Consider the following 24,779-nt stretch of genomic DNA (forward strand, 5'->3'; position numbering starts at 1 on the left):
TCCCACTCCTATCTATTTAAAAGACTTTTTGAGCAAAATCATAAACCAAACGAGCCCGATACTTATAATAACATGACCTAATCCAGCCATATGGCTTAAACCGTAAAAGTCAGTTCCATTTACTTGTAGAAGACCTCTCCATAGCATTGTAGCAATAGTAAAGATTACTCCTACATTATAAACAACAAACCATGCACAAAAGCTCTTTGTTTCTTGTACATGAAACACTTTACATAAAGCTAAAGCAATTAAAAAGAATACAAAACCGAGCACTAATACATGTGTATGCACTAATTGCAACATTGTGGATCCTTTAATTCCTTGTGCTTTCGTATACTCTCTTGCGAATACACCTGATAATAAACCAATAATTAAGTAAATAAATGCCGCATTATATAATTTCTTCATTCTATTCCTCCTGTTGTAAACTTTCTATATTCGCTGCAATCATTTTACGGAAAGTTTATGAACGGAATATGAATAAAATATTACATCCTATTTTCAAATAAAAAGCCATTTTGTTTATATTGGTTTACCCATTTCAAAATTACGGTGTCTCTTATACCAATAGCTTTACTAATTTCTCGGTAACTTTCATTTCCGTTCAAATAACGTTGAACGATGTATATTTTTTCATCAGTTGTGAATTTAACCATAGAAAAACTGCACCTCCAATTGTTAGACTGTGTCTAACAATTGGGGTGCAGTTCAGTTTTTAATGGTGGGATGCTCTTTTATAATTTATTCATTATTGATTATTTTCCATCCTGTAAGTTTCTAGCTTAATTTAAACCATTGCTTCAGTTTCTATAATTACTAAAATTACCCTTTTCTCATAACCGTCTAATATTCCTAGAATTTCCGGGATTTTTGAGTTCATGCGGTTAAGCCCTCTCAATTATTTTAGAACTTAACTAATCTTAGTTTGTAACTCCATTCCAAACATCGACATCATTATCATCTAAAATGGCTTTGATTTTATCTTTCTCAAAAACTACCAGATATTCATAAGGTAAGGCTAAAACTTGAATAATTGAAGGTCTAATTTTTAGTAGCTGATATGCGTAATATGCTTCTAATTCACCGTCAGTTTCTTCTGTTTCATCGACAGGACCGATATACCAACCAGAATCACCTTTGTCACAATCCCTAGCTCTTTGTAAATAAACCTCATCTAGTTGTAACACATTTTTTGAAGTCACTATTTTATCGCTAAACTTTATTGTTTCACCGTCAATATTTAACTGACGTAAACAATGTACTTGTTCTAATTGCACCCATAAAGCAATTGTTAGATCATCTGTAGTATCCTTAAATGGATTTTTTGTATAATCTGGGGCAATAATATGATACCCATCTTCACGTTTGGATAGAACAAAAATAGACCAACCAACTTGCATAGAAAATCTATCAACTAATTTGTTATCTTCTACTTTAGTTAGCAAATACAATAACTTTTCTATCTGAGGGCCTAAATGTTCTTCTGCTGTAGCTATTATCTTTTTACCACCTATATTTTTAACTATTGTTTTCAATGGATTGTAACCTCTCTTTTATTGATTTTTTCAAAGCTTCTCTAGCCACTGCTTCACGTTCTAACATTTCTAGTCTTATAATTTCCGGAACCTTACTGTATTTAGGGTGCCCCGGCCATGTACTCCAATCTTTTGCATTCAATGTAAGTTTTCGCTCAATGTGTTGTGCTTCGTGACGGATATTTATAAAGAAATGAGATAACTCTTTATCGTTGTGCCAAGTTTCTAAAATACGGTTAAATAAGCGGTTGCTTCGATTTTTCAATTCGTGAAAATCAGCTTCCGCTTGTTCCTGAGTTCGAAGCGCGGATTAATTTCGGTCCTGTTCTTCAAATACACTTCGTAATTTTTGATTTAACTGTTTAATTTGGTTTTTGATATCTCAATCCATTTTTTTCCTCCTACCGTTTTATCTTTACGAAGGTGGTCATATTAGCGGAAAGTATTGTGAAGCTCGTGATCCATTCTCTCAAACTCTTTGGCTACCGAATGAATGTTATCGACCGCTTGTTGAAAGGCGGTGGAAAATTGTTTCGTCAAATCTAAAACTTGTTGGTTCACTTCTTGTGCTTTTGAATTAACTGAAAGCGTAGTACGTGTCGCCTTTTTTATAGAACGATTTGTTGCGCTTTGGATTGTATCTGAAGCTGCCCTCATTTGCGTTGCGATTTGTGTAGCGCTTTGAAAATTACTTTGAAATTGTCCCATCGTATAAACCCCTTCTATACTTAATAGAGCATGAAATTTATACCATATTAGTATAGATTTTTATATTGATAGAGAACCTTTGTTGGTAGGGTGTTTTTTAGAGTACGAAAGGTAATTCAATTATAAAAATAGCCTATCATCTTTTAATATTAATTGGGAATTTATATTGTACTTACACTACATTAATATTTATTTTTTAAAATTTCACATGTGGTAAAATAATAAATTGATGAAAAAGGGGACAAAATATCAGTAAATAATTCACCGCAATATAAAGTAAAAAAACTGCACCTCCAATTGTTATGCGTGTCTAACAACTGGAGGTGCAGTTCACTTTTCAACTTATTTTAAATCTTCTATTGAGAAAGCACCTGGAAGTAATTGCTCAACAGTCACTTCTTTTTCATCACCTTTTACATTCGTTAGTAATACAGGCATTTTCGGATCACAGAATTCAGCAATTACTTGTCTACACGCACCACATGGTGAAATCGGTTCATCAGTTTCTCCTGTAATAACTAAGTAACTAAAATCGCGCTCCCCTTCTGATACCGCTTTAAATATTGCTGTTCTTTCTGCACAGTTACATAAACCATAAGAAGCATTTTCTATATTACAACCAGTATAGATTTTCCCTTCTTTCGTAACTAACGCTGCGCCAACAGGAAATTTAGAATACGGAATATACGCTTTCGATAACATCTTGTTTGCTTCTTCAATATATTTTTTCTTATCCATATTATTTCCCCCTCAAAGTAAATGAAATGATGATTAGTCAGTAATAACTGTATGAACTAATTTAGGAGCCACTGCTGTTTCAGCTATAGAAATATTCTCATAAATTTTTGCTTTTACATCTTCTACATTTTCACGGTTTGCGTAGATTGTTACGAAAGGCTCGCCTTCTTTTACTGCATCGCCAACTTTTTTACGTAACATTAATCCTACTGCTAAATCGATTTCATCTTCCTTCGTTGCACGACCTGCACCAAGTAACATAGCTGCAATACCAATCTCATCTGCAACAATGTTAGAAATAACACCTGAAGTTTTTGCAGGTACATCAATTACATACTTTGCTTGTGGCATTTTTTCTGGATTGTCTACAATTGAGCTATCTCCGCCTTGATTGCTTAAGAACTCTTTAAATTTCGCAGTTGCTTTTCCGTTTTTCATCACTTCAATTAGCATTTCACGAGCTTCTTCTAACGTATTTGCTTTTTTCGCAAGTACGACCATTTGACTTCCTAATACAAGTACTAATTCTGTTAAATCTTCTGGACCTTCACCTTTTAACGTATCAATCGCTTCTTTCACTTCTAGAGCATTACCAATCGCAAATCCAAGAGGTTGTGACATATCTGAAATAACTGCCATTGTTTGACGTCCTACGTTATTTCCGATACGTACCATTGCATGTGCTAATTCTTTTGCATCTTCTTCTGTTTTCATAAATGCACCAGCACCTGTTTTTACATCAAGTACGATTGCGTCAGCACCAGCTGCAATTTTTTTACTCATAATTGAACTTGCGATTAAAGGAATTGAGTTAACAGTTCCTGTTACGTCGCGTAATGCATAAATCTTTTTATCTGCAGGTGTTAAGTTTCCTGTTTGTCCAATAACAGCTACTTTGTCACGGTTTACAATATCAATGAATTGTTCTTTCGTAATTTCAACGTGGAATCCTTCTACCGCTTCTAATTTATCAATTGTTCCGCCTGTATGTCCTAAACCACGACCAGACATTTTTGCTACTGGTACATCTAAAGCAGCTACTAACGGTCCTAATACTAATGTTGTTGTATCACCAACACCGCCAGTTGAATGTTTGTCTACTTTAATTCCTTCAATTGCTGATAAGTCGATCGTTTCTCCAGACTCAACCATCGCCATCGTTAAATCTGCACGTTCGCGATCTGTCATATCTTTAAAGAAGATTGCCATTGCAAGCGCACTCACTTGATAATCAGGAATACTTCCGTCTGTATATCCATTAATAAAGAATTTGATTTCTTCAGTCGTTAATTCTTTGCCGTCACGTTTTTTTGCAATAATATCTACCATTCTCATTACAATCACCATTCCTTTTTATATTATATAAATCTATTAAAATAATAAGCCAACGATTGTTGCTGATAAGAAACTTACTAATGTTGCACCGAATAGTAATTTCAAACCAAATCTTGCGACTACATTCCCTTGCTTTTCATTTAAGCTCTTAACTGCCCCTGCAATAATCCCAATTGAAGAGAAGTTTGCAAATGAAACTAAGAATACAGAGATAATCGCTGTCGTTCTATCTGAGAAATTAAAGTTTCCTTGTGCTAAATCTGTCATAGCGACAAATTCATTTGATACTAATTTTGTTGCCATAATATTTCCGGCATTAACTGCTTCATGCCAAGGTACACCCATAATAAATGCAAATGGTGCAAATGCATAACCAAGAATTTCTTGGAATGAAATACCGATTACACCTTTAAATACTGCATTAATGAATGCGATAAGAGCAACGAAACCGACTAACATAGCTGCTACTGTAATCGCAACTTTAAATCCATCAATAATGTATTCCCCTAATACTTCAAAGAAGGTCTTCTTCTCTTCTTCTTGTACTTCTAACATATCTTCTTCCTCAGTAACTTCATATGGGTTAATGATAGAAGCAATGATGAAACCACCGAATAAGTTAAGCACTAAAGCGGTTACAACATATTGTGGTTTTAATAACACCATATATGATCCAACGATAGACATAGAAACTGTAGACATTGCTGATGCACATAATGTATACATTCTTTTCTCTGGCAATAACCCTAGTTGTTTCTTAACTGAAATAAATACTTCAGATTGTCCTAAAATCGCAGATGCAACAGCGTTATATGATTCTAGTTTCCCCATTCCATTTACTTTACTTAATGCTAGACCGATAGATTTCACAATAATAGGTAATACTTTAATATGTTGCAAAATACCTATTAAGGCTGATATAAATACGATTGGCATTAATACACTTAAAAAGAACGAAAACTCTTTTTGATTTACTAATCCACCAAATACAAAATTCACACCGTCAGCGGCATATTTTAATAGCTCTCCAAAACCATCTGCTATTCCGCTAATTAATATATTCCCTACACTTGTATTTAATAATAGAAACCCCAAAATGAATTGTAATATAACCATCGTTATGATTGGACGATATTTGACTTTCTTTCTATCATTACTAGCAAGCCAAGCGATACCTAAAATCAATACGAGGCCAAAAACACCGATTAAGTATTTCATAAGCCGTTTCCTCCCATTCGTATCCGCTTACATTTTTTTCAATTATTAAAGCAATAGATATACTTTAAACGTATATCTATTGCTTTAAGCTTTTATCGATTAGTAGTTATCTGTAGCACCTTTTGCATCATTTAATACGATTGCAACACTAGCACTTGCTCCAACGCGAGAAGCTCCAGCAGCTACCATTTTGTCTGCATCTTCACGTGTACGAACACCGCCAGATGCTTTTACACCAACGTTTGGTCCTACTGTTTTACGCATTAATGCGATATCTTCAGCAGTTGCTCCGCCAGTTGAGAATCCAGTTGAAGTTTTTACGAAATCAGCACCAGCTTTTACTGATAATTCACAAGCACGTACTTTCTCTTCATCTGTTAATAGGCAAGTTTCAATGATTACTTTTACAAGAGCTTTTCCTTTTGCTGCTTGTACTACTTCATAAATGTCTTTTTCAACAAGTTCGTTGTCGCCATCTTTCAAAGCGCCTACGTTGATTACCATATCAACTTCAGTTGCACCTTTTGCAATAGCATCTTTTGTTTCAAATGCTTTTGTTTCAGTAGTGCTTGCTCCTAATGGGAAACCGATTACAGTACAAACGTCTACATCATGTCCAGCTAGTTCATCAGCCGCTAATTTTACCCATGTTGGGTTAATACAAACAGAAGCGAATTTATATTCCTTTGCTTCTTCGATTACTTTCATAACATCTTCTTTAGTAGTATTAGCTTTTAAAATTGTATGGTCAATTAACTTTGCAATGTTCATTATCTTCACTCCTCATATCTTTTAACAACTTCATTCTAACTCTTAGTTGAACAAATGTAAATACACTTTTGAAATTTTGTTCATTCTTTTTTAAAAGGAATTTTCTTGTAGTAAATAAAGCGCATTCTAACAAAGAACACTTCCTATATAATCAAATTTTCTATGTTAACAATGGTAGTATGTATCTCCATATCCATAATTATTTTTAAAAAGGCAATTTGTGTTCAAAAAAGACTCCTATCATTCATACATAACAAAATAAAAGGAGTTCTCAATATGTTAATTTTGAGAACTCCTTTTATTTCTAACCTTTTTGATAATGTAACAGTTCTTTTGCTGTATGCTGATCGATAATTAATACATTTGCATACCCGCCACGTAACGCACCATCAATTGCTTTTATTTTTCTATTACCACCTGCAACTAAAATAGAGCGTTTCTTTAATTTCAGTTCCTCTAACTCAATTCCAATGGTACGCTTATTGATTTCTTCGCTACTAATATTTCCGTCTCCATCAAAGAAACGTGAACAAATGTCACCGACCGATTGTTTTTTGAGTAAATTTGTTTCATCCTTATCGAAATAACCTAATCGGAATAATAACGCTTCGTCTCGCACTGTTCCTACAGTAAAAATTGCAATATTCGCTTGTTTTCCCATTTCGATAATGTGATGAATATGTCGATCCTGCTCCACTAATTCTTTTGTCACTGCATTATCAAATATAACTGGAAGAGGTAGATTTCTTGGCGTCGTTTGAAAAGCATCTGCAAATAAAGCTATCGTCTCATTCGCATATGTATTTACACTTGAATGACTAATACCACCTTTTAGCTGGACAACCTCTACCCCTTTTACATGTTGCGGTACGATTTTTCTAGCGATTTCATACATCGTCATTCCCCAGCTTACACCAACAATATCACCGTTTTTAACCGTCTTTTCCATATACTCAGCAGCATATTTACTTATATACTCTGTAATCGTTGCATATTCCGGTACTGGAGAAAATACAACATGTGCCTCTAACAAGTTGTACTTTTCTTTCAGTAAATTCCCAACGTTATCTAAATCCGCAAATGGATCGGCGATGCTAATTTGAACAAACCCTTTTTCTTTCGCGTACTTTAACAATCTAGAAATCGTCGGTCTTGAAATATTTAATTTGTTAGCAATTTCTTGCTGACTATAATCTGATTGATAATATAATCTTGCAACTTCAACGCTTAATTGTTGTTTATCTTTTTCCATAGTAACTCATTACAAATCCCTTCCTGTATTTCCCTTTCGTTACAAGCATTATACAGCTTTATGCAAAAAAATTCGACTACCGAATTTTATCTAACTAAACTTCTATTCCACTTATTATATACAATGAAACCTTATTGTGTAGATTTACAAACCCAATATAGAAACACTTAAAACATATAAATCGGTTTATATGTAATTCTTTATTGCTTTTTCTGTAGTAACGATAACAAAGCCGTTCAACAAGAAACATGAATATCGTCTAAAAAGCTATTCAAATACCCCTCATAAACAAAAGATACTGTTCATAAGGGGTATGTATTCAATTTAAGTTTATAAAAATCGGATGGAAACACTGCAAGTTCTCACTTATTTAGAATAAGTGAAAAGATGATGTTTTATTTGTTCAATAAAATAATGATGGTGTATATTATCGTTAGATACGCGACTTGCCATAATAGCTCCCTCCATTGAAGATGCAAGAAAAGAAGCGAGCGATATAATATCTATATCTTCTTTAAGTTCTTGTTTCTCTATTCCTTCTTTTATGAGAGAAGCCATTAACATTACTGTATCATCATAACCTTTTGCTGCTGCTTTTTGTAATTCTGGAAATACTCCAGTACTTTCAATTGCGCTATTAAGTAATGGACAGCCTCCAGCAATAGGAGGATTATTAGCTGCATCTTGATATACAAGGAAAATTGCAAGGATTTTATCGATTGCTGTCTTTTTATTTTCCATTGCTTTATGAAAATGACTCCACATAATCTCACCACTTTTGTCATAGGCAGCAAGGACAATTTCTTCTTTACTTTTGAATCTACGATAAATAGATCCTTTAGGTAGTTCAGTAGCTGTCATTATATCCTGTATGGATGTGCGAGTTATCCCATTAGTATTAAATAAATATAAAGATGTTTCAATAATTTTTTCTTTAATCTTATCAACTTTAGTCATACTTTGTAATCCTCCTAATAAAAACGAGCTTAATATTCCAGGTGATATTTACCATCTATTTTCTTGACTTTTTTTGTAAGTATAAATAAGTTTGGAACAAAAATATATTATCCATCCCTATATTATGTGAACCTCAAACAATACAGTTTGAAAAGAGGTAATCAAATTGTATTATCTATATCATTCAAATAAATTTTCTGTCAAAATTAACATGTCCAATTATTTAATTCAGTCCTGTTATACAACTAATTTCACCTACAATTGTAGAAGGTGTAAAAATATATAGTTAATTTTAACGTATAGACTATGATTATTATATATAATTTTTATTAATATGTTTAGCTAAAGTGTTTGAACTACTCCCACTTTCACTTCGTATATTAGGATATCTCCCGCAGTCCTTGCAGTTAAAAGCCTTATCACTTCATTCTATAAAAAGCTAATTGTCAAAAATTAATGAGTACTGAAATTTGCTTGTAAATAAGCAACTGAGATATAAATATATTTGCTTTTTACCATTTTGATTTCGTTAAAAGGGTTTAAAAAACTAGAAACTTGTAGTATCATTAGATTTCGATTCAGACCGAACCGTCCGGTTTTTAATATAAATATATTTAGAAGGAGAACGTTATGCAGAAAGAAAAATCAAAGATTATAGGTAATTTAATTACGGGGGCAATAAAGTGAACTTTATAAAAATGAATAAAAAAGAAATTATTATGTTAATAGTTTATACAATGTTTGCACTACTCCAAATTGGCTTGTTCATATTATTTGGCCTATCACTTTTAACTAACAGTAATTTAGTTGAATCAGAATTTGCTCTTAGTGCCATCGGTTTGACTGTACCTGCTATTGTAGGAATAATTTTCTTTAGGAAAGAAATTATTGAAAGTTTTACTTATTTTAAAGAGAAAACAATTTTGAAAATAGTAAGCATTCCTATGGTGGTTTTACTTATGGTAATTGTGGAAAATTCTATTATGCATTTTCTAAACATAGGTCAGCCAGAGAACCAAGAACAGGTCCTTACAAGGGGCGCAGAGGTGCCTATTATATTCACATTACTTCTATTTGGGATTATAGGGCCAATAATTGAAGAAATCATATTTCGTCATATATTAGTGAATCGTTTTTCGGAATATGTTGGTACTGCTATTGCATCCATCGTTTCGATTATAATTTTTGCAGGTCTTCATTCAAATCAACTTTCGGATCTTGCTATATATTTACCTGGTACGGTGATGCTTACTGCGGCTTATCTTATTTCTAATAGATCCCTTGCATATGTTATAGCGATACATATGTTAAACAATTTTATTCCTTTTATTTAATTGCATATGTCATAACAAGACATATGTAATTGAAGGTTTTGATGCAAAAATACTCTATGTTTCTATCGAGTATTTTTGGTACCAGAACCACTTTTTCTAAAGCATAAGAAATCTTATCAAAACTACAACTTATTAGGAGAGTGTCGGTTATGATTGTAACAACAACGTCTGGAATTCAAGGTAAAGAAATTATTGAGTATATTGATATTGTAAATGGTGAAGCTATTATGGGTGCAAACATTGTCCGCGATTTATTCGCTTCAGTTCGTGATGTTGTCGGTGGCCGTGCTGGTGCTTATGAAAGTAAGCTAAAAGACGCTCGTGATATTGCAATGGACGAAATGAAAGAACTTGCAAAACAAAAAGGTGCGAACGCTATCGTTGGTATTGACGTAGATTACGAAGTTGTACGTGATGGAATGTTAATGGTTGCTGTCAGTGGTACAGCTGTACGTATATAAGTAAATAAAAAAACGGTTCCTCCCTTGGAATTTATACTTTGAGGAGGGGCCTGGTTCTGTTGCAGATTTTAAAGAATAAAAAGAGATGTTGATAAAGCATTATACGTCGAAAAAACACAGTTTGAGTGTAAACTGTGTTTTTTTATATAGAAGCCTCATCCCATCACTATCAAGCTAAAATTTTGTGTTAACTTGTAAAAAATGTACATTTTTTACTTTGGGGTAATTTTGAATCCTTAAGCTTATGGGCATGTGCTGGTACCCTCTAATACTGTACAAATTTTTTATAAATGGTTGTAAGGTTCTACGTTTTTGACCATTCTGTACAACGATAACTTTGGTTTATTGATTTCACCTGTAATCTGGTAGCCTATCCTCTGATACAATTTAATGGCAAGTTGGTTCTCTTTCTTTACCGTCAGAGAGCATTTGGCAAAGCCTTGCAGCGAAGCTTGTTCCTCAGCAAACTCAATTAATCTGGTACCTATCCCTAGTCCTCGACTTTCGGGCAGTAAGGCAATTGTTCCGATGTGAAACTCGTCATCTTCTCCCTCCTTCAAGGTAAACATGGAATAAAGCATTTTGATATTCAGAATGTTATAAACAACAAAACCCAGCTTTCGGAACGAAAGCAGCTGTTTAAAAGTGGGCCAGGCAAGACGATTTAAAACGGGTATGGGATAGCAAGTAATCATCCCTAAAGTTTTCCCGTCCATTTGAGCTTCATAGGCGTATTGATGACTAAAACGGTTGTTCTCCTGCCGCCATAGCTTACAAAATGTCCAATCGACTGTGTTCTTCTCCTCAGATCCTGCAAGTGGAAACGCCATGTATTCCAATGCCATTACATTTAGCTGGGCGCCGACCATGGATTGATGAACAGCCTTTACAATAGAGATTTTATTCATTATCCTATTGCTCCTTTTCACTTTCTATATTATTAATATTAATTATCATGGATTTGAAACAGTTCACTTCCCTCTCAATTCATCCTTAGCTTTGAAACCATAATAAAATGTATTTAAAACAAGCTCTGCAGCAGATTTTTTAGCCACATTTCCTTCATGTACCTGTTCCCAGGTATGGAAAAGCAGAGCATAAAGCGTATTCAAAATCCATTCACTGCTAACTGTTTGCTGAAAGTAACCTCTTTGTTGTAGCAATTCAATAACGCGTCTTAAGGGTTCCCTCAGCTTCTCTTCTGCTTCACCTAATTCTTTGTTGTTAAATACAGATGCATCATGACCTAGAAAATAGATTTTGTCACCTAAAGGGATTAACGCTTCAATGAGTTCCGGGATATAGTTTTCGCTTCTTTCCTCATCCAGTGGAATCTGGTTTACAGTATCACTTACCAGTTGTATAGCCCGATGGCCCAAGAACAGCATCAATTTCTCCCTGCTTTCGACGTAGCGATGGAGTGTAGCAATTCCAATTCCCGCATATTCCGCAATTTCATTCATCGAAGCAGTAGGATTTTCAACAAGCAATATAGTAGCTGAATCAAGAATTGCATTAAATCTCGCTTCCTTCAACGCTGACAAGTCTTTCTTCATCGTCAATCTCTCCCTTTTTCTGTATAAAGTCGTCATTTTTGATAGAAAAATATATCATTTGATATTATAATAAACAATCTCAAATAAAGTGTCCAGCTGCTGAATGTAGCTTTTCAAAAAGAATTATATTCCTGAAACTGATAGTACTTTGAATGTTTCATTTTTAGCATTTCATTATTTAGATAACGATGAAGAAATTAAATTCTTTAATGTAATAAATACAAGAGCCAAAGGAAATGGTACGAGTTACTTTCTGCATAAAGTTATCGGTTTATTTTAAAATTCACTTCCGGGTATTTGGTTATCAGCCTTTTAAGGGTTGAGCCGTCATCCTTCTGTTTTACATACTGGTCAAAAAATGCCAGGCTGAATTCGTTAATAATACGATGAACTTCCTTTGGATTTTCACCTGGGCTCTGCAACAGAGGTGAGAACAAATGTAAATCGGTAAAGCTTGTATGATCCGTATGAGGAATGACTATTGACATACCACCGCCAGCTAACCCGCGTCCGTATCGCTCCCTCACTTCAAAGGGATCTGCTTCATCAGGCTCTTCTGCATTCATGAGCAGAAATGGTTTTCCAATGCCACTTTCAGGCAAGATTTCACCATACAATGTACCATCCATATTGATAGCTGCTTTGACACGAGAATCTTTTGCAAGTATTTGTGCTGCGGTAGCTCCACCGTAAGAGTGGCCAAACATTCCAATTCGCGAGGTATCCAGTCTTCCTGTAAAGAAACCGGTCTCATCGTTTTCGTTAAGTTTCTCTATCTGATTAAGGACAAAGCTGACATCTTCCTCCCATAATTTTATGTGACTATCTCCTTCATCAGTTAAATTGATGGGCTGTACGTAAGCAGTTCGACCACCTGGAAAGACGGTAGCTGCAGCATCAAAGGTATGATCGATACTTAGAACAATATATCCTTGACTAGCCAACTCCTCAACTTGAAACGTGTTTTGATTACGAAAACCATTAAAACCATGAGAGAAGAGTAATATGGGATAGTGATTCTCTGAGTCTGAGAGTTGTAAATCCATAAACGAATGAGACTTTACCAATTCCATGTGGCTGAATGCAAATGCAGGAATAGACAATGTTTTTTCCAATCCCTTGGAGAGCTCATTTATGTTACGAATATAAGGTTCTGGATCCCCCTTGCTTTTTTCAGCTGCAGGATACCAAATTTGCACCATCAGTTCGCGCCGATCGTTTGGATTTTTTGAATATGGTTCATTTCTCTGATGATCAACCCAATGATATAGCTTCGTACCGACCCTATGTGGACCAGTTGGTTCTTCAAATGAAAATACTGGCATAAGTAAGGGTAGCGCAACTGCTACAGACAAATAGATACATAGTAACGAAGTCTTAACTATGAATATACCCGAACTTCTAAAGCCCTTTTTCCGCCCAGCTAATAAATAGCATAAAATTAAGATAACTGGGGATACATATGCCGGAATCATCTGCCACCTAAAACCTTCTGCCAATAACTGAACTGTAACCATTACAACGGCAATCAAAGTAGCTAATTTAGACCACTTTTTCGTTTCTCTGCCTATTAACAGTATCCAACTCAATAGACTAAAATTCACTACTATCAAAACAACTTCCCAGAAATTCATTGGCCTATCTCCTTTGCATGCATTTTACTTCTAATTAAAGAGGTAGTTTTCAGCCTAAGCAAAAGCAGATGAAACACCTATATAGTTGCACCAATTATGCTTAGTAACCGTTTCATCCACTCTACTCCTTTATTCAAATTAAAAACTTAAAATGCCCAGCTACCTTTACGAAAAATTGGTTCTACAGTTCCATCTGGTAGAATACCGTCAATGTCCATCTCACTGCTGCCAATCATAAAGTCCTCATGTGTTACTGAAATATTTGCCCCTAACGTTTCAAGCTGATCGTTTTCTAAATCTCTTCCACCCTCTAAGCAAGTTGGATAAGCTTTACCAATCGCTAAATGGTTCGATGCATTTTCATCAAACAATGTATTAAAATATAAAATTCCCGATGCTGAAATTGGTGATTCATGTGGTACAAGTGCTACTTCACCTAAATAGCAAGAGCCTTCATCCACATTAATAAGCTCTTGTAATAAATCATGTCCTACCTGTGCTTCAGCTTTAACAATTTTTCCTTCTTCAAATGTCAGTTTAAAGCCATCGATAATATTCCCTTGATAAACTAATGGTTTTGTATTGCTTACATAGCCATTTACACCTTGTTTCATCGGTAACGTATAAACCTCTTCTGTCGGCATATTAGCCATAAAGATAGTATCATCAGGAGTTTTACCACCTCCAGTAACCCATTTATGCTGTGGTGCTAATGCAATTGTTAAATCAGTACCTGGCGCTGTATAGTGAAGCTTCATATATTTTTTATCGTTCAGTAGGACCGCACGAGATTCTAAATTTGTTACATGTTCACGCCATTTTTCAATAGCACTGCCGTCACCAATACGAACAGCTTTAAAAATAGCCTCCCATAATGCTGGTACTTGATCCTCAGTTGCTAAACCTGGGAACACCTTCGATGCCCACTTTGGTGAAGGAACTGCTACCATCGACCAAGCTATTGAATCCTTCATTACGGCGTTGCGATTGTTTCTCAGAGCAGCTCCTGCTACCTTTTGATAGGTAGCTAGACGATCAGATGAAATACCTGTAAATTTATCAGGATCTGTAGCATCTATCATTAATAGTGCTCCTTTACGTTCGATCAGCTCATCATTCATTTTGACTATCCACTCTGGGAAGCGATTAAATTCTTCATCTGAGGCATAATCAAAGTAAGCACGTTCCATTTCTTCATCCGAAAAATTAACATGAACAAGCCCTGCCCCAGCCTTATAAGCCTCTTTCACAACTATACGGGCGAAATCCAATGCATCCACTGATGTATTGACTAATAAGTATTGCCCTGGTTGAATATTGACACCGATTTTCACCGTAAGTTCTGCATATGCTTGTAATTTTTCTTCAAAAGTCATATTATTTACCTCGCTTTTATTAAATTGGTTTTGAATTCCCCTCACTAACTTACTTTCTGAACAGGTTTTCTCAGAATTTCCATTTCCCATTTTTTATTAGAACATGATAACAACTAATGGATTTTTTCTACTACTCATATATTTAATTTCTAAACTTTGATTCAATTAATATTGATTTGTTTTTCAAAAAATCTAATCGAAGGGTATCAAACACTACATAAAGTTATAGAGTTCTTTATTGTGAAAGCTCACTCAGTTCTTCCCAATCTTTTCAATGCTGCTGTACCTAAAGACTTACCATCAATGGGGCGTTTAACATTCTCAATCACTCCTTTATCTTTACAAAAGCATTTTTGATAGATAAACATATCATTTGACATAAGATTAAATCATTTCAAATGAATTATCAAGCCATAAAATTTAATTTTTAAAAAATTCGGTAAAAAACCATATAAAAATAGATTCTATCAAAGGGAGCGATAACGGAAAAATTTTTACGCACACATGGATACGAAATTACTGCTCAAAAATACCCTCTTACATTTATCTGCAAGGGGGTTTTCTTTTTATTCATTTTGCAAATAAACAAACGTATTTCCACTTTACCTATTTTTTCATGTTTACATTATCCTATCTAGATGAAGCTATCTCCTAGAGGTAACGCCACATGCCCATCAAGTTAAGAGTTAAATTGCCCCCATAGAAAGGAAAACTGAATCGGATTGTATGAATAATTATGAAGAGATAGAATTTTCGTTTTGGAGATATTTCAAAAGTTTAGCTTGATGGGTATGTGAATCTCCTCTCTATAACAAATATTTTTTAGTAAATGTTAAAAATTTTACGAGAATGTAATTTTTTAATATTTTAATTTTTCTCAATTGTATAACTTTATTTTTGAACTATACTTAATTCGTAATCCCAAAATTAGGAAAGGAGCTTTGAGATAGGACATTTATCTTAATTGTTTACTTAGAGGAGTGATTTAAGAAATCAATGAAGGTAATGTGTTTCTAAATTAATCAGGAAGGGAACTTGAAGTGTTACTATGCTTTTTTTTACTCATCTAAAAATATCATCAACATTTTTTTATAAGTGTGAATTTAAAAAATCCACTTTCGGCATTAGTGAAAAAACTGATATTTCGTATGTAAGTAATAATGAATTTTAACGAAGGGACTGATCTATATGAACAGAAGAAAGAATTGTAGATTACAAAAAACTATAAAGGTGTTTGCAACATCTGCTATTTTAGCAACCACGTTATTTACACCTATTATGTCAAACAATTTAGATGTACATGCTGAAACTGCACAAACTGCAACTCAATTTGAACAAAGAGAGTTTGACCTTCCAGGTACAGGAAGTTTTTGGGATGAAGCAAAAAGAGAAAAAAGAAGTGAGCAAAAAAATTATATGCCAACAGGCATATATGTGAAACCTAATGAACAGGTTACAATTACAGTATCAGGAACGCAAAAGATTAGAGCCATTATTGGGACACATCAATATGATAAAGAATGGGGAAAAGAAATTGATCTTTCACCTGGCTCTAATACCATCTCTTCACCAAACGGCGGCGTATTAGGGTTAGATAATTTTCAAAGCACAGGAACAGTTAAGGTGCAAGTAACGCAAGGCGGTAGCCCTATTCCTTTCTTTGTATTAGGGAAACACACAAAAGCAGACTGGATTGCCATGATGAACAACTATCCAAATGCACATGCAGTACAATTGAAATCAGAACGAGCGGTGCTAACTGTAACTCGTGATAGTGCCAATAAATATATTGTAAATCAAGATCCTGTGCCCCTATTAAATAAATATGATGAAATGATTCGAGCGCAAGACAAGTTAGCAGGGCTATCTGAAACAGATCCTAATCCTTTACATCGTTCAACTCGTCGTATTTGGGCCTTTGTAGAAAATCCTAACGCACAAAGTTGGGGCATGTATGCAAGTTGGGATGGAGCCGTCTTTACGACTGCTGGTGAAGCTATCAAAAGTACTTTAAATGTCAATGAGTTTGGGTGGGGACAAATGCATGAAGCGGGACATGCACGACAACAATATCCATGGACGTGGAATGATTTAAGAGGTATGGGTGAAGTAACTAATAATCTATATTCTTTAGCTGCATTCAAGAAAATATACCCAAATATACCAACACGTTTAGATACAGAGGGAGATTATAATAGAGCTTTTGCGTATTTAAAACAAACAAATAAGGAATATAAAAATATTGACGACCTGTTTGTAAAACTTGTTATGCTTTGGCAACTTCATTTGGCATATGGGGATGATTTTTATCCAAATCTCCACAAATTATATCGTGAGATACCAGAGGATCAACTTCCCAAAACAGACGAGGATAAAATACAGGCATTTATTTACAATACATCGAAAATAGCAAAACAAAATGTACTGCCATTCTTTGATAAATGGGGATTGAAAGCAACACAAGAAACGAGACAAAAAGTAGAAGCTTTAAACAATCCAACATTAATTGCACCTATATGGGAAGCGACGGATGCTAAACCTGTTAAACCACTTGCTGTATTGTCAAAAAAAATAATGAAGGCAAGTGCAAATAGTGAGGAATCAACGGGCTCAGCTAGTAAGGCGATAGATGGAAAAACAGATACATTTTGGCATAGTACTTGGACACCAAATCAATATCCTTACAATTTGACACTAGAACTTGGTGATACACGTACCATTTCACAATTGGCATATCTTCCAAGGCAAGATTGGTCAGAAAATGGCCGTATTTTAACTTACAATATTTATACGAGTGTAGATGGCATTACGTATGACAAAATATCATCAGGAACATGGGAAAATAATAGTGATAAGAAAACGGCAACATTTACCCCAGTTACTGCAAAGTATGTAAAAGTGGAAGTAACGAAAGGACAGAATGGATTTGCTTCAGCAGCTGAAGTAGATATTTTAGGGTATTAATTATTTTCACTTGTAAATGAGTATATGATCACAGGGTGGATTTTGAAATATTTTGAGGATCTGCCCTGTGATATTTTTTGCGTATTTCATGTTCTGTTTTCACTTTATAATTTCTGATAGGAAATTAAGTGAATAAGTTTCAGTTAATACTAATAAAGTAAAAGTCTATAATGATTCTTCAAAAATTTCTTCCTCAAAAAATCTTTTTTGTTTCAACATTTTTCTGACTACTTAGTTTTTCAAACACTGCTTCTGCTTCTTGACCATAATCTCTAAATGTACCTCCAGCAACAGAATCAATTTCTAAATATTTTTCCTTTGAAATCAGATTAGGAGTTAAGGAACCCATATTCTCATCTCCTACTAAAGACATGTACATAAATATAAGTAGAAATATAACTAATAATCCTAATGTTATTTTCCCTATTTATTGTCTCCTGTTCTAAAAAAACAGTTTCTGTCTATCATACCAACAATAGGGAATGTCCTTTTAGAATTTATAAAAAATATAAAAATACATGACAAACTTATATATAATTGCAAGTTCAACCCTTACAAAAAAACAAGATAAAAAAATAAACAGCAGAACTAGTCCACTGTTTACTTCGCCACGCCTTCATGTAATTTTTCTGTATAATCTTTTACATCTTTCCAGCTATCTTTCGCTGTATGTAAATCTTCTTTTATAAACGTAAACTCTTCCGGACTAATTCCTTTTACGTTTTGTAGTAAATTATTATATTTTGCACCTACTGTATACCATTGATTTGATATGTTTTGTAGTGCTGTAATTGCTGCATCAATTGTTTCTGTCATGTTTGTTGTTTTATTTTTTACATCAGTCAAAATTAAGACTTCTGCTTGCGCTCCTGAAATTCTATCTTTTAAATTAGCGATTTCTCTTTCTGCATTTGCGATATCTTTTTTCGCAACCGCGATCATTGGCCCGCCAGCAAGACATGTTATTAATGCTACACAAAGTACGCCACCAGCAATGACCATATCATTACTCTTTTTAATCGAATCGTTATATGTATTTATTTGTTGCTCTAGAGCTGGAATACCAGCATTCGTACTTGCCAATATCGCTGTTAACTGATTTGTATCTTCTTTGAAACTATTTGTATCTTTCGCCATTCTATTGCGAAAAGCTTTCAAATTTCCTAATAATCCATCTACCTCATTTTGATTCTTTACAATATCTGCATACAACTTTTCTAAATCCGCTTTTAATTTTCCGCTATCCTTTTGATCAATCGCTATTAACATGTCATTATAATACGATTGAAAAGTATTATTGTAATTTATAATATTTTGATCTGTTTTCATAATTTGAGGCTTCATATTATTTAACCAATATGCTGCATTAATTTTTGCATCTCTTTGATGCTGAATCATATTTCCTTTAAATTCACTATTAATCGAACTTATTTTACTTAAATCCGTCTCTTGTTGATTTTGAATTAATTTTGCATATGAATCCATTGCAAATATGCTTGATGTCGTTTGTGCCATTACATCTTGGAATCCTGCTGGTCCAAGAGAATAGTTTTTCACATTTTCTTGTAGCACCGTTACATTTTGTTCTGCTGCAAAAGGATGTAAAGGAAATGCGTTACTCGTTGCCACCCCAGCAATCATTACCGCTAAAAGACATTTTTTATAAAATCGTTTCTGCATATTTTTCACCTATTCTCTTTATAAGGATATCAAAAGCTCCTGCTCACAACTGAACAGGAGCTTCAAATCATTCATCAACACTTAACGCCCTAACGATTCGTATTCGATTATGCTTTTTTCGTATCTACTACTTTAATATCTTCAGCATAAATCTTTTCTGCATAGTCTTGAATGTTTTTCCAGCTATCTTTCGCAATGTTTAAATCTTCTTTAATGAAAACAAGATCGTTTGGACTAATTGAATCCACATTTTGAAGTAAAGAATTGTATTTTGATCCCATTGTGTACCATTGGTTTGAAATATTTTGTAACGCTGTAATTGCAGTATCAATTGTATTTGTTAAATACTCTGTTTGTGTTTTAATGTTCGTTAATCCTGCTACTTCTAATTGCGCAGTTGTAACTTGTCCTGTTATCTTTTGAATTTCTGCTTGTGCATTATCAAGCTCTTTCTTCGCTAATACGATTCCAGCTGTACCACCGCCTACAGCTGCTGCACCACCTGCAATTAATGCTACTCCTAGCGGTGTTCCTGCACCCGTAGCAATAACTACTGCACCACCGATAATTGCAATTGGTCCTAGAGCTGTCGCAACAGATGAACCGATAATAATTGCATTATATTTACTAATCGCTTCATTGTACGTTGTAATTTGATTTTGCAGAAGCGGAATTCCTGCATCTTGACTAGCTAATATAGATGTAATTTGATTTGCATCACCCTTGAAGTTTTGCGTATCCGAAGTCATTTTATTTCGGAATTTCTTCAAGTCTTCTACTAACTGATCCACTTGCGCTTTATTTTCATTAATACTACTTGATAATCTAGTTAAGCCTTTCGTAAGAGTCGCTTTATCCTTTGCATCAACTGCAGCAACTAAAGTATCATAATAGTTTTGGAATTTCGTATTGTAGTTAATGATGTTTTGATTCGTTGAAATAAGCTGTGGCTTTAATACATCTAACCATTGCTTCGCATTTCCTCTAGCTGTATCTTGATGCTGAATCACCTTTCCTTTTAAAGCTGCATCAACAGTCGATACATTTCCAAAGTTAACATTACCTTGTTTAATAATTGTTAAAGCATACAGATCCATTACTAAAGCATTTGAACCTGTTCTTTCCATTGCATCTTTCAAGCCTTCTGGTCCTAATGAATATTCTTCATAGTCATTATAAGCTTTTGCTACCGCATGAACTGGAGCTTGTTTCACTGTACTTTCAGCTGCATACGTATGAGCCGGCATAATATTTCCTGCTGCAAATACTGCCATCAGTGCTGATAGAGCCATTACTTTATAAGGTTTTTTTGTCATTTTTCTTCTCTCCCTATATCGCTAATTATTTTTCTGTTTAATGTACTTCAACGTTTGTAACGTAATCTTCAAATTGATTTGTTTGCTTATTCATTTCATCACTTACTTTTTTAATTTGATTGAAATGTTTTTGAAGTAAACTACTGTCTGTATACGTGCCTTCTTCAACATTCGTTTGAATTTGGATCATATTATTATTTAAAACTTTCCAATCCGTTAATAACGTTTCTAAAGTTGTAATTTGACGATCAATTAATTCTGTAAAGCTATTTACTTGATCTTCAACGAATGTAATTTGAGTCGCCTCTGCTTCAGTTTGTGATAACTTTTGAATAAGTGGTAATAACTCTTTTTGCTTTTGTTGAATGCGAAGAGCTGCTTCTCTCGTTTGACTATCTGCAGCATTTACAATTTCATTACTTAAAGTACCGATAGAAACAAAATCAATTGTTTTCGTTTGTGCAGTTTGATTTGTGATTGTAAATACTTGTTTACCGATATTAATAGAACCTTTAATGATTTCTTGAGGTCTATTCAAAATAGTAGTTAGTTCAGCTTGAATTTCTCCTTGAATTCTTTTAATATCTTCTCTTAATTTCACAATATCTCCACTTGATCCTTGTAGTGTTTTTATTGCTTCATCGGCTTTAATTGATAAGTTGTTACTATCTTTGTCTAATACTGTTTTAAATCGATTTAACTCTAATAAATCTTGCTCCATACTCTCTTGGATGCTCTGTACTTGCAATTGTAATTTTCCATATGCACTCATAAAATCTGCTTTTGCTTGCTGATCTTCATTTACGTTTCCTGCTAGTTCATAGAGCTTACTATAATAGCTATTAAATCTAGTGCTGTATCTCATCATCTCTTGATTTAAGTCAATTAGCTTCGGATTATATTCATCAATCCACTCTCGTACATTCGCCTTTGCAAACTTTTGATGATTCGTTAAGCTACTCATCGCATTTACCTTAATGTCTGGCTGTTGCAAAATAATTAATCCGTATGCTTGAATAAGCGGTGATTGTGATCCTAACATTCTAATTGAATTGGATAATGTATTTGGAGCAATTACATTTTGCGCATATACTGTTTTCACTTCCGTTTGCCCCTCCTTAGCGTAAGCGCTTACAGGAATGAAGCAACTCGTAGATACTGCTGTAACCAATAACCCTGTAATTAAAGTCTTTTTCACTTTAACTCCTCCTATGTATTAGCAACTATTACTATCGCATTTTATTATTCTATTTTCTTGCCCATAATTTGAGATGGTTAAAATAGAGAACGTTCTCACCGTGATCTATGTATGAACCATCTCTCCCAACTGTTATTGCTACAGTACTTACTTATTGTTATAAAACTTTTCATATGTGTTTAGTATGAATAATATTGTATAAATTTTCTATTTCATCGAAATTCCCACATTCACACAGTGAATATATTACATAAAAATATTATTCATTTTAAACTAAACAACATACGTAAATATGAAATTTCGTTTTGTTTTCATATAAGTTTTGTACTGTAAGGTCATTTAAACACAGCTGTTTATATAACGTAAAGAAGTATTTTCATTCCCTTTATTTTCAAGCTTTCATGTCCTTATTTCAAAATATAATCCGATTCACTTTATCGATTGAAATATCTACATATCACAACAGAAAACACTACTTGCAAACAACCGGTAAAATTATATTGATATAATTTTTAACCCCGTATGCAATTATGCATAGCATATACACAAAAAGGATAGCTTCATTTTCACGAAACTATCCTTAAAAAATCTTCTTATTTTTTCAAATGATATGGAACTGTCGTAATAACAACATTTCTTTTATAAAGTAAATACGCACGTATGAGTAAACTGGATTGATTATGAAGAATGTTATGCCAACCTTTTTTCGGAATGAACTGTGGTATAACGACCGTAACGCGGTAATTCGATTCACTTGCCTTATATTGCACTGTATCAATGAACTTCGTTAACGGCTGAATAATACTTCTATAATGAGAATGTAATGTAACAAGCCTTACTTCAGGTTGCCACACCTTCCATTTCTCTTCAAATTTCTTTTCCTCTTCTCTGTCAAAAGCAACATATACAGCGATAACTTGATCTGCAGAAAGAGATTTCGCATAGTTCAATGAATTTTCTACTACATGCGTCATACCTGCTACAGGAACGACAATTACATTCCCCTCAATTGGAATAAGAGGTTCACAAGTTTTTAAACTTAATTGATCACCCACTGCATCATAATGCTTCTTAATTCGATGAAACAAGAAGATAATAGCAGGTAAGAAAATAAGAATCGACCAAACTTGTGCAAATTTAGTTAAAAAGAACATGCTCATTACGATAAAACTAATAACTGCACCAATTAAATTAACCGTTAATTTTAAAACCCATCCTTCAGGTTTTTCGCGAAGCCACTTTAATACCATCCCTGTTTGAGAAAGTGTAAATGGAATAAATACCCCTACTGCATATAACGGAATTAAATGTTCTGTTTGTCCTTGGAAAGCTACAATTAAAATAATCGAAGCAACTCCAAGTATTATAATACCGTTTGAGTAACCTAGACGGTCTCCTCTAATCGTAAACATTCTCGGTATGAATTTATCTTTTGCGAGGTTAACCGCTAATAAAGGAAATGCAGAATAGCCTGTATTAGCTGCGAGAATTAATATTAAAGCTGTTGTACCTTGTATGAAATAGTACATGAAATTACGTCCAAATGTTTGTTCAGCAATTTGAGAAACAACTGTTACTTCTTTACTCGGCGTCACTCCGTAATAATAAGCTAAAAATACAATTCCTGAAAATAACACAGCAAGTAATGCACCCATTGCAAGCAATGTTTTTGCAGCATTGTTTGGCGCAGGATCTTTAAAGTTCGGAATTGCGTTTGAAATTGCTTCAACACCTGTTAAAGCAGAACTACCTGATGCAAATGCTCTTAACAGTAAAAACAAACTAATACCCGCAACCGGCGTTCCGATCGGCGTGTGTAAAGTTGGTGAAACGTGACCAGTCAAAATATTATATATGCCTACACCAATTAATATAAATAGGGCTAAAACAAATAAATAAACAGGATATGCTAAAACAGAAGCTGATTCCGTTACTCCTCTTAAATTTAAGATCGTAATAAATATAACAAATATAATCGCAATGATTACATTATGTGCATGTAAACTAGGAAAAGCAGATGTTAGCGCATCTGTACCCGCAGATACACTTACCGCAACAGTTAAAATATAGTCGACTAATAAAGATCCTCCAGCAATTAAGCCTGGATTCATCCCTAAATTTTCTTTTGATACAACATACGCTCCCCCGCCATGCGGATAAGCAAAAATAATTTGACGATAAGATAAAATAAGGGCTGTCAATAATACTAATACCCCAACAGCGATCGGAATGGAATACCAATAAGCGATCGCTCCCACACCTGCTAAAGCAATTAAAATTTGTTCTGGACCGTAAGCAACTGATGACAATGCGTCAGAAGATAAAATAGCTAAAGCTTTCGTTTTATTAAGCTTTTGTTCTCCAAGCTCTGTTGATTTTAACGGTCTTCCAATTAAAAATCTTTTAATAGATGAAACCAATGCTGTCCACTCTCCAATAATTTTGTACGAACTTTTCTGCTTGTTACAGCCAGTAAACGATTTCTTCAGAAAACAAAAAATGTCTACAAGCCATAGCGAAATAGACTTGTAGACATTATTTTTTTTGTCGCACAAGCTCCACCTTCCTTCTCAATATAACGCTTACGAGGTTAGCTGTCGGATTCGGGCCTATGAGTAGCCCTACCTTTTTCAAGGATTCACCCCATCGGATTATGTACTAATCCGTAAAAACGGGTCCCCCGTACCATGCGGTTTCAGCGATTTAGAAAATTGAAACTGTGGATTATAATACTCCTTTATTTTCA

At 34.2% G+C, this 24,779-nt stretch carries 21 protein-coding genes, 2 pseudogenes and 1 riboswitch; of the genes and pseudogenes, 3 read left to right on the plus strand and 20 right to left on the minus strand.

All coding sequences use genetic code 11. The annotated features are described in order from the left end of the window. Positions 1-12: 12 nt before the first annotated feature. The 11 genes and pseudogenes from ACUN13_RS06305 to ACUN13_RS06355 form a co-directional block, all read right to left on the minus strand. Positions 13-408 carry a DUF2871 domain-containing protein gene (locus tag ACUN13_RS06305; RefSeq protein WP_000737876.1) on the minus strand — a complete coding sequence of 132 codons (396 nt, stop codon included), beginning with the start codon at positions 406-408 and terminating at the stop codon, positions 13-15. Positions 409-512: 104 nt separating this feature from the next. Further along, positions 513-656: pseudogene (locus tag ACUN13_RS06310) on the minus strand (transposase); the annotation flags it as partial. Positions 657-920: 264 nt separating this feature from the next. Next, entirely contained in the window at positions 921-1,535 is a 615-nt protein-coding gene (locus tag ACUN13_RS06315; protein WP_000849724.1) for an immunity protein Imm33 domain-containing protein, read from the minus strand. Between the two features lie 127 nt (positions 1,536-1,662). Then, a pseudogene (locus tag ACUN13_RS06320) lies at positions 1,663-1,914 on the minus strand (DUF3958 family protein); the annotation flags it as partial. 53 nt (positions 1,915-1,967) lie between these two features. Next, positions 1,968-2,243: a TIGR04197 family type VII secretion effector gene (locus ACUN13_RS06325; protein ID WP_025687221.1), complete on the minus strand. Its 276-nt coding sequence runs from the start codon at positions 2,241-2,243 to the stop codon at positions 1,968-1,970. A gap of 342 nt (positions 2,244-2,585) precedes the next feature. After that, positions 2,586-2,981, minus strand: a complete 396-nt coding sequence (locus tag ACUN13_RS06330) for a cytidine deaminase (RefSeq protein ID WP_025687222.1) — start codon at positions 2,979-2,981, stop codon at positions 2,586-2,588. A gap of 33 nt (positions 2,982-3,014) precedes the next feature. Continuing rightward, positions 3,015-4,316 carry a pyrimidine-nucleoside phosphorylase gene (locus tag ACUN13_RS06335; protein ID WP_002093946.1) on the minus strand — a complete coding sequence of 434 codons (1,302 nt, stop codon included), beginning with the start codon at positions 4,314-4,316 and terminating at the stop codon, positions 3,015-3,017. A gap of 36 nt (positions 4,317-4,352) precedes the next feature. After that, positions 4,353-5,534 carry a NupC/NupG family nucleoside CNT transporter gene (locus ACUN13_RS06340; RefSeq protein WP_000876188.1) on the minus strand — a complete coding sequence of 394 codons (1,182 nt, stop codon included), beginning with the start codon at positions 5,532-5,534 and terminating at the stop codon, positions 4,353-4,355. A 99-nt stretch (positions 5,535-5,633) separates the two neighbouring features. Beyond that, positions 5,634-6,305, minus strand: coding sequence for a deoxyribose-phosphate aldolase (gene deoC / locus ACUN13_RS06345; RefSeq protein WP_001017441.1), 672 nt, complete (start codon positions 6,303-6,305; stop codon positions 5,634-5,636). Positions 6,306-6,609: 304 nt separating this feature from the next. Continuing rightward, positions 6,610-7,557, minus strand: coding sequence for a sugar-binding transcriptional regulator (locus ACUN13_RS06350; protein WP_000409781.1), 948 nt, complete (start codon positions 7,555-7,557; stop codon positions 6,610-6,612). 366 nt (positions 7,558-7,923) lie between these two features. After that, a complete protein-coding gene (locus ACUN13_RS06355; RefSeq protein ID WP_025687223.1) occupies positions 7,924-8,514 on the minus strand; it encodes a TetR/AcrR family transcriptional regulator in 591 nt (196 codons plus the stop codon). Positions 8,515-9,197: 683 nt separating this feature from the next. Between ACUN13_RS06355 and ACUN13_RS06360 the strand changes: the two genes are divergently transcribed. Beyond that, complete coding sequence (locus ACUN13_RS06360; protein ID WP_001009308.1) at positions 9,198-9,848, plus strand: CPBP family glutamic-type intramembrane protease; 651 nt, start codon at positions 9,198-9,200, stop codon at positions 9,846-9,848. A gap of 149 nt (positions 9,849-9,997) precedes the next feature. Beyond that, on the plus strand, positions 9,998-10,309 hold the full coding sequence (locus ACUN13_RS06365; protein ID WP_000637505.1) for a heavy metal-binding domain-containing protein: 312 nt from the start codon (positions 9,998-10,000) through the stop codon (positions 10,307-10,309). Between the two features lie 284 nt (positions 10,310-10,593). On the opposite strand, the gene ACUN13_RS06370 is transcribed toward ACUN13_RS06365, so the two are convergent. From ACUN13_RS06370 to ACUN13_RS06385, 4 genes are all read right to left on the minus strand, one after another. Continuing rightward, positions 10,594-11,217, minus strand: a complete 624-nt coding sequence (locus tag ACUN13_RS06370; RefSeq protein ID WP_001033856.1) for a GNAT family N-acetyltransferase — start codon at positions 11,215-11,217, stop codon at positions 10,594-10,596. A 63-nt stretch (positions 11,218-11,280) separates the two neighbouring features. Then, on the minus strand, positions 11,281-11,865 hold the full coding sequence (locus ACUN13_RS06375) for a TetR/AcrR family transcriptional regulator (protein ID WP_000710981.1): 585 nt from the start codon (positions 11,863-11,865) through the stop codon (positions 11,281-11,283). Between the two features lie 263 nt (positions 11,866-12,128). Then, positions 12,129-13,499 (minus strand): alpha/beta hydrolase family protein, encoded by a 1,371-nt coding sequence (locus tag ACUN13_RS06380; protein WP_017657309.1) that lies wholly within the window; start codon positions 13,497-13,499, stop codon positions 12,129-12,131. Positions 13,500-13,645: 146 nt separating this feature from the next. Then, on the minus strand, positions 13,646-14,875 hold the full coding sequence (locus ACUN13_RS06385) for an aminopeptidase (protein ID WP_000141967.1): 1,230 nt from the start codon (positions 14,873-14,875) through the stop codon (positions 13,646-13,648). A 1,188-nt stretch (positions 14,876-16,063) separates the two neighbouring features. Between ACUN13_RS06385 and ACUN13_RS06390 the strand changes: the two genes are divergently transcribed. Next, positions 16,064-17,839, plus strand: coding sequence for a M60 family metallopeptidase (locus ACUN13_RS06390; protein ID WP_001081793.1), 1,776 nt, complete (start codon positions 16,064-16,066; stop codon positions 17,837-17,839). A 193-nt stretch (positions 17,840-18,032) separates the two neighbouring features. Here the strand turns inward: ACUN13_RS06390 and ACUN13_RS06395 are convergent, their stop codons facing one another. The 5 genes from ACUN13_RS06395 to ACUN13_RS06415 form a co-directional block, all read right to left on the minus strand. Continuing rightward, on the minus strand, positions 18,033-18,212 hold the full coding sequence (locus ACUN13_RS06395) for a hypothetical protein (protein ID WP_025687226.1): 180 nt from the start codon (positions 18,210-18,212) through the stop codon (positions 18,033-18,035). 227 nt (positions 18,213-18,439) lie between these two features. After that, positions 18,440-19,519, minus strand: a complete 1,080-nt coding sequence (gene nheC, locus ACUN13_RS06400) for a non-hemolytic enterotoxin NHE subunit C (protein ID WP_001171994.1) — start codon at positions 19,517-19,519, stop codon at positions 18,440-18,442. Between the two features lie 107 nt (positions 19,520-19,626). Beyond that, positions 19,627-20,835: a non-hemolytic enterotoxin NHE subunit B gene (gene nheB / locus ACUN13_RS06405; RefSeq protein WP_025687227.1), complete on the minus strand. Its 1,209-nt coding sequence runs from the start codon at positions 20,833-20,835 to the stop codon at positions 19,627-19,629. Between the two features lie 37 nt (positions 20,836-20,872). Then, positions 20,873-22,033, minus strand: coding sequence for a non-hemolytic enterotoxin NHE subunit A (nheA, locus tag ACUN13_RS06410; RefSeq protein WP_000751828.1), 1,161 nt, complete (start codon positions 22,031-22,033; stop codon positions 20,873-20,875). A gap of 593 nt (positions 22,034-22,626) precedes the next feature. Next, a complete protein-coding gene (locus ACUN13_RS06415) occupies positions 22,627-24,453 on the minus strand; it encodes an APC family permease (protein WP_000254901.1) in 1,827 nt (608 codons plus the stop codon). 144 nt (positions 24,454-24,597) lie between these two features. Then, a riboswitch (cyclic di-AMP (ydaO/yuaA leader) is annotated at positions 24,598-24,744 on the minus strand. Positions 24,745-24,779: the final 35 nt, after the last annotated feature.

This window comes from Bacillus cereus group sp. Bce041 (assembly GCF_052646455.1).

Coding starts and splice junctions, on each gene's coding strand:
- ACUN13_RS06325 (WP_025687221.1), bottom strand. CDS start 2,243: ATGGGACAATTTCAAAGTAATTTTCAAAGCGCTACACAAATCGCAACG.
- ACUN13_RS06395 (WP_025687226.1), bottom strand. CDS start 18,212: ATGTCTTTAGTAGGAGATGAGAATATGGGTTCCTTAACTCCTAATCTG.
- ACUN13_RS06370 (WP_001033856.1), bottom strand. CDS start 11,217: ATGAATAAAATCTCTATTGTAAAGGCTGTTCATCAATCCATGGTCGGC.
- ACUN13_RS06335 (WP_002093946.1), bottom strand. CDS start 4,316: ATGAGAATGGTAGATATTATTGCAAAAAAACGTGACGGCAAAGAATTA.
- ACUN13_RS06330 (WP_025687222.1), bottom strand. CDS start 2,981: ATGGATAAGAAAAAATATATTGAAGAAGCAAACAAGATGTTATCGAAA.
- ACUN13_RS06355 (WP_025687223.1), bottom strand. CDS start 8,514: ATGACTAAAGTTGATAAGATTAAAGAAAAAATTATTGAAACATCTTTA.
- ACUN13_RS06365 (WP_000637505.1), top strand. CDS start 9,998: ATGATTGTAACAACAACGTCTGGAATTCAAGGTAAAGAAATTATTGAG.
- nheB (WP_025687227.1), bottom strand. CDS start 20,835: ATGACAAAAAAACCTTATAAAGTAATGGCTCTATCAGCACTGATGGCA.
- nheC (WP_001171994.1), bottom strand. CDS start 19,519: ATGCAGAAACGATTTTATAAAAAATGTCTTTTAGCGGTAATGATTGCT.
- ACUN13_RS06380 (WP_017657309.1), bottom strand. CDS start 13,499: ATGAATTTCTGGGAAGTTGTTTTGATAGTAGTGAATTTTAGTCTATTG.
- ACUN13_RS06390 (WP_001081793.1), top strand. CDS start 16,064: ATGAACAGAAGAAAGAATTGTAGATTACAAAAAACTATAAAGGTGTTT.
- ACUN13_RS06305 (WP_000737876.1), bottom strand. CDS start 408: ATGAAGAAATTATATAATGCGGCATTTATTTACTTAATTATTGGTTTA.
- ACUN13_RS06340 (WP_000876188.1), bottom strand. CDS start 5,534: ATGAAATACTTAATCGGTGTTTTTGGCCTCGTATTGATTTTAGGTATC.
- ACUN13_RS06350 (WP_000409781.1), bottom strand. CDS start 7,557: ATGGAAAAAGATAAACAACAATTAAGCGTTGAAGTTGCAAGATTATAT.
- ACUN13_RS06375 (WP_000710981.1), bottom strand. CDS start 11,865: ATGAAGAAAGACTTGTCAGCGTTGAAGGAAGCGAGATTTAATGCAATT.
- ACUN13_RS06385 (WP_000141967.1), bottom strand. CDS start 14,875: ATGACTTTTGAAGAAAAATTACAAGCATATGCAGAACTTACGGTGAAA.
- deoC (WP_001017441.1), bottom strand. CDS start 6,305: ATGAACATTGCAAAGTTAATTGACCATACAATTTTAAAAGCTAATACT.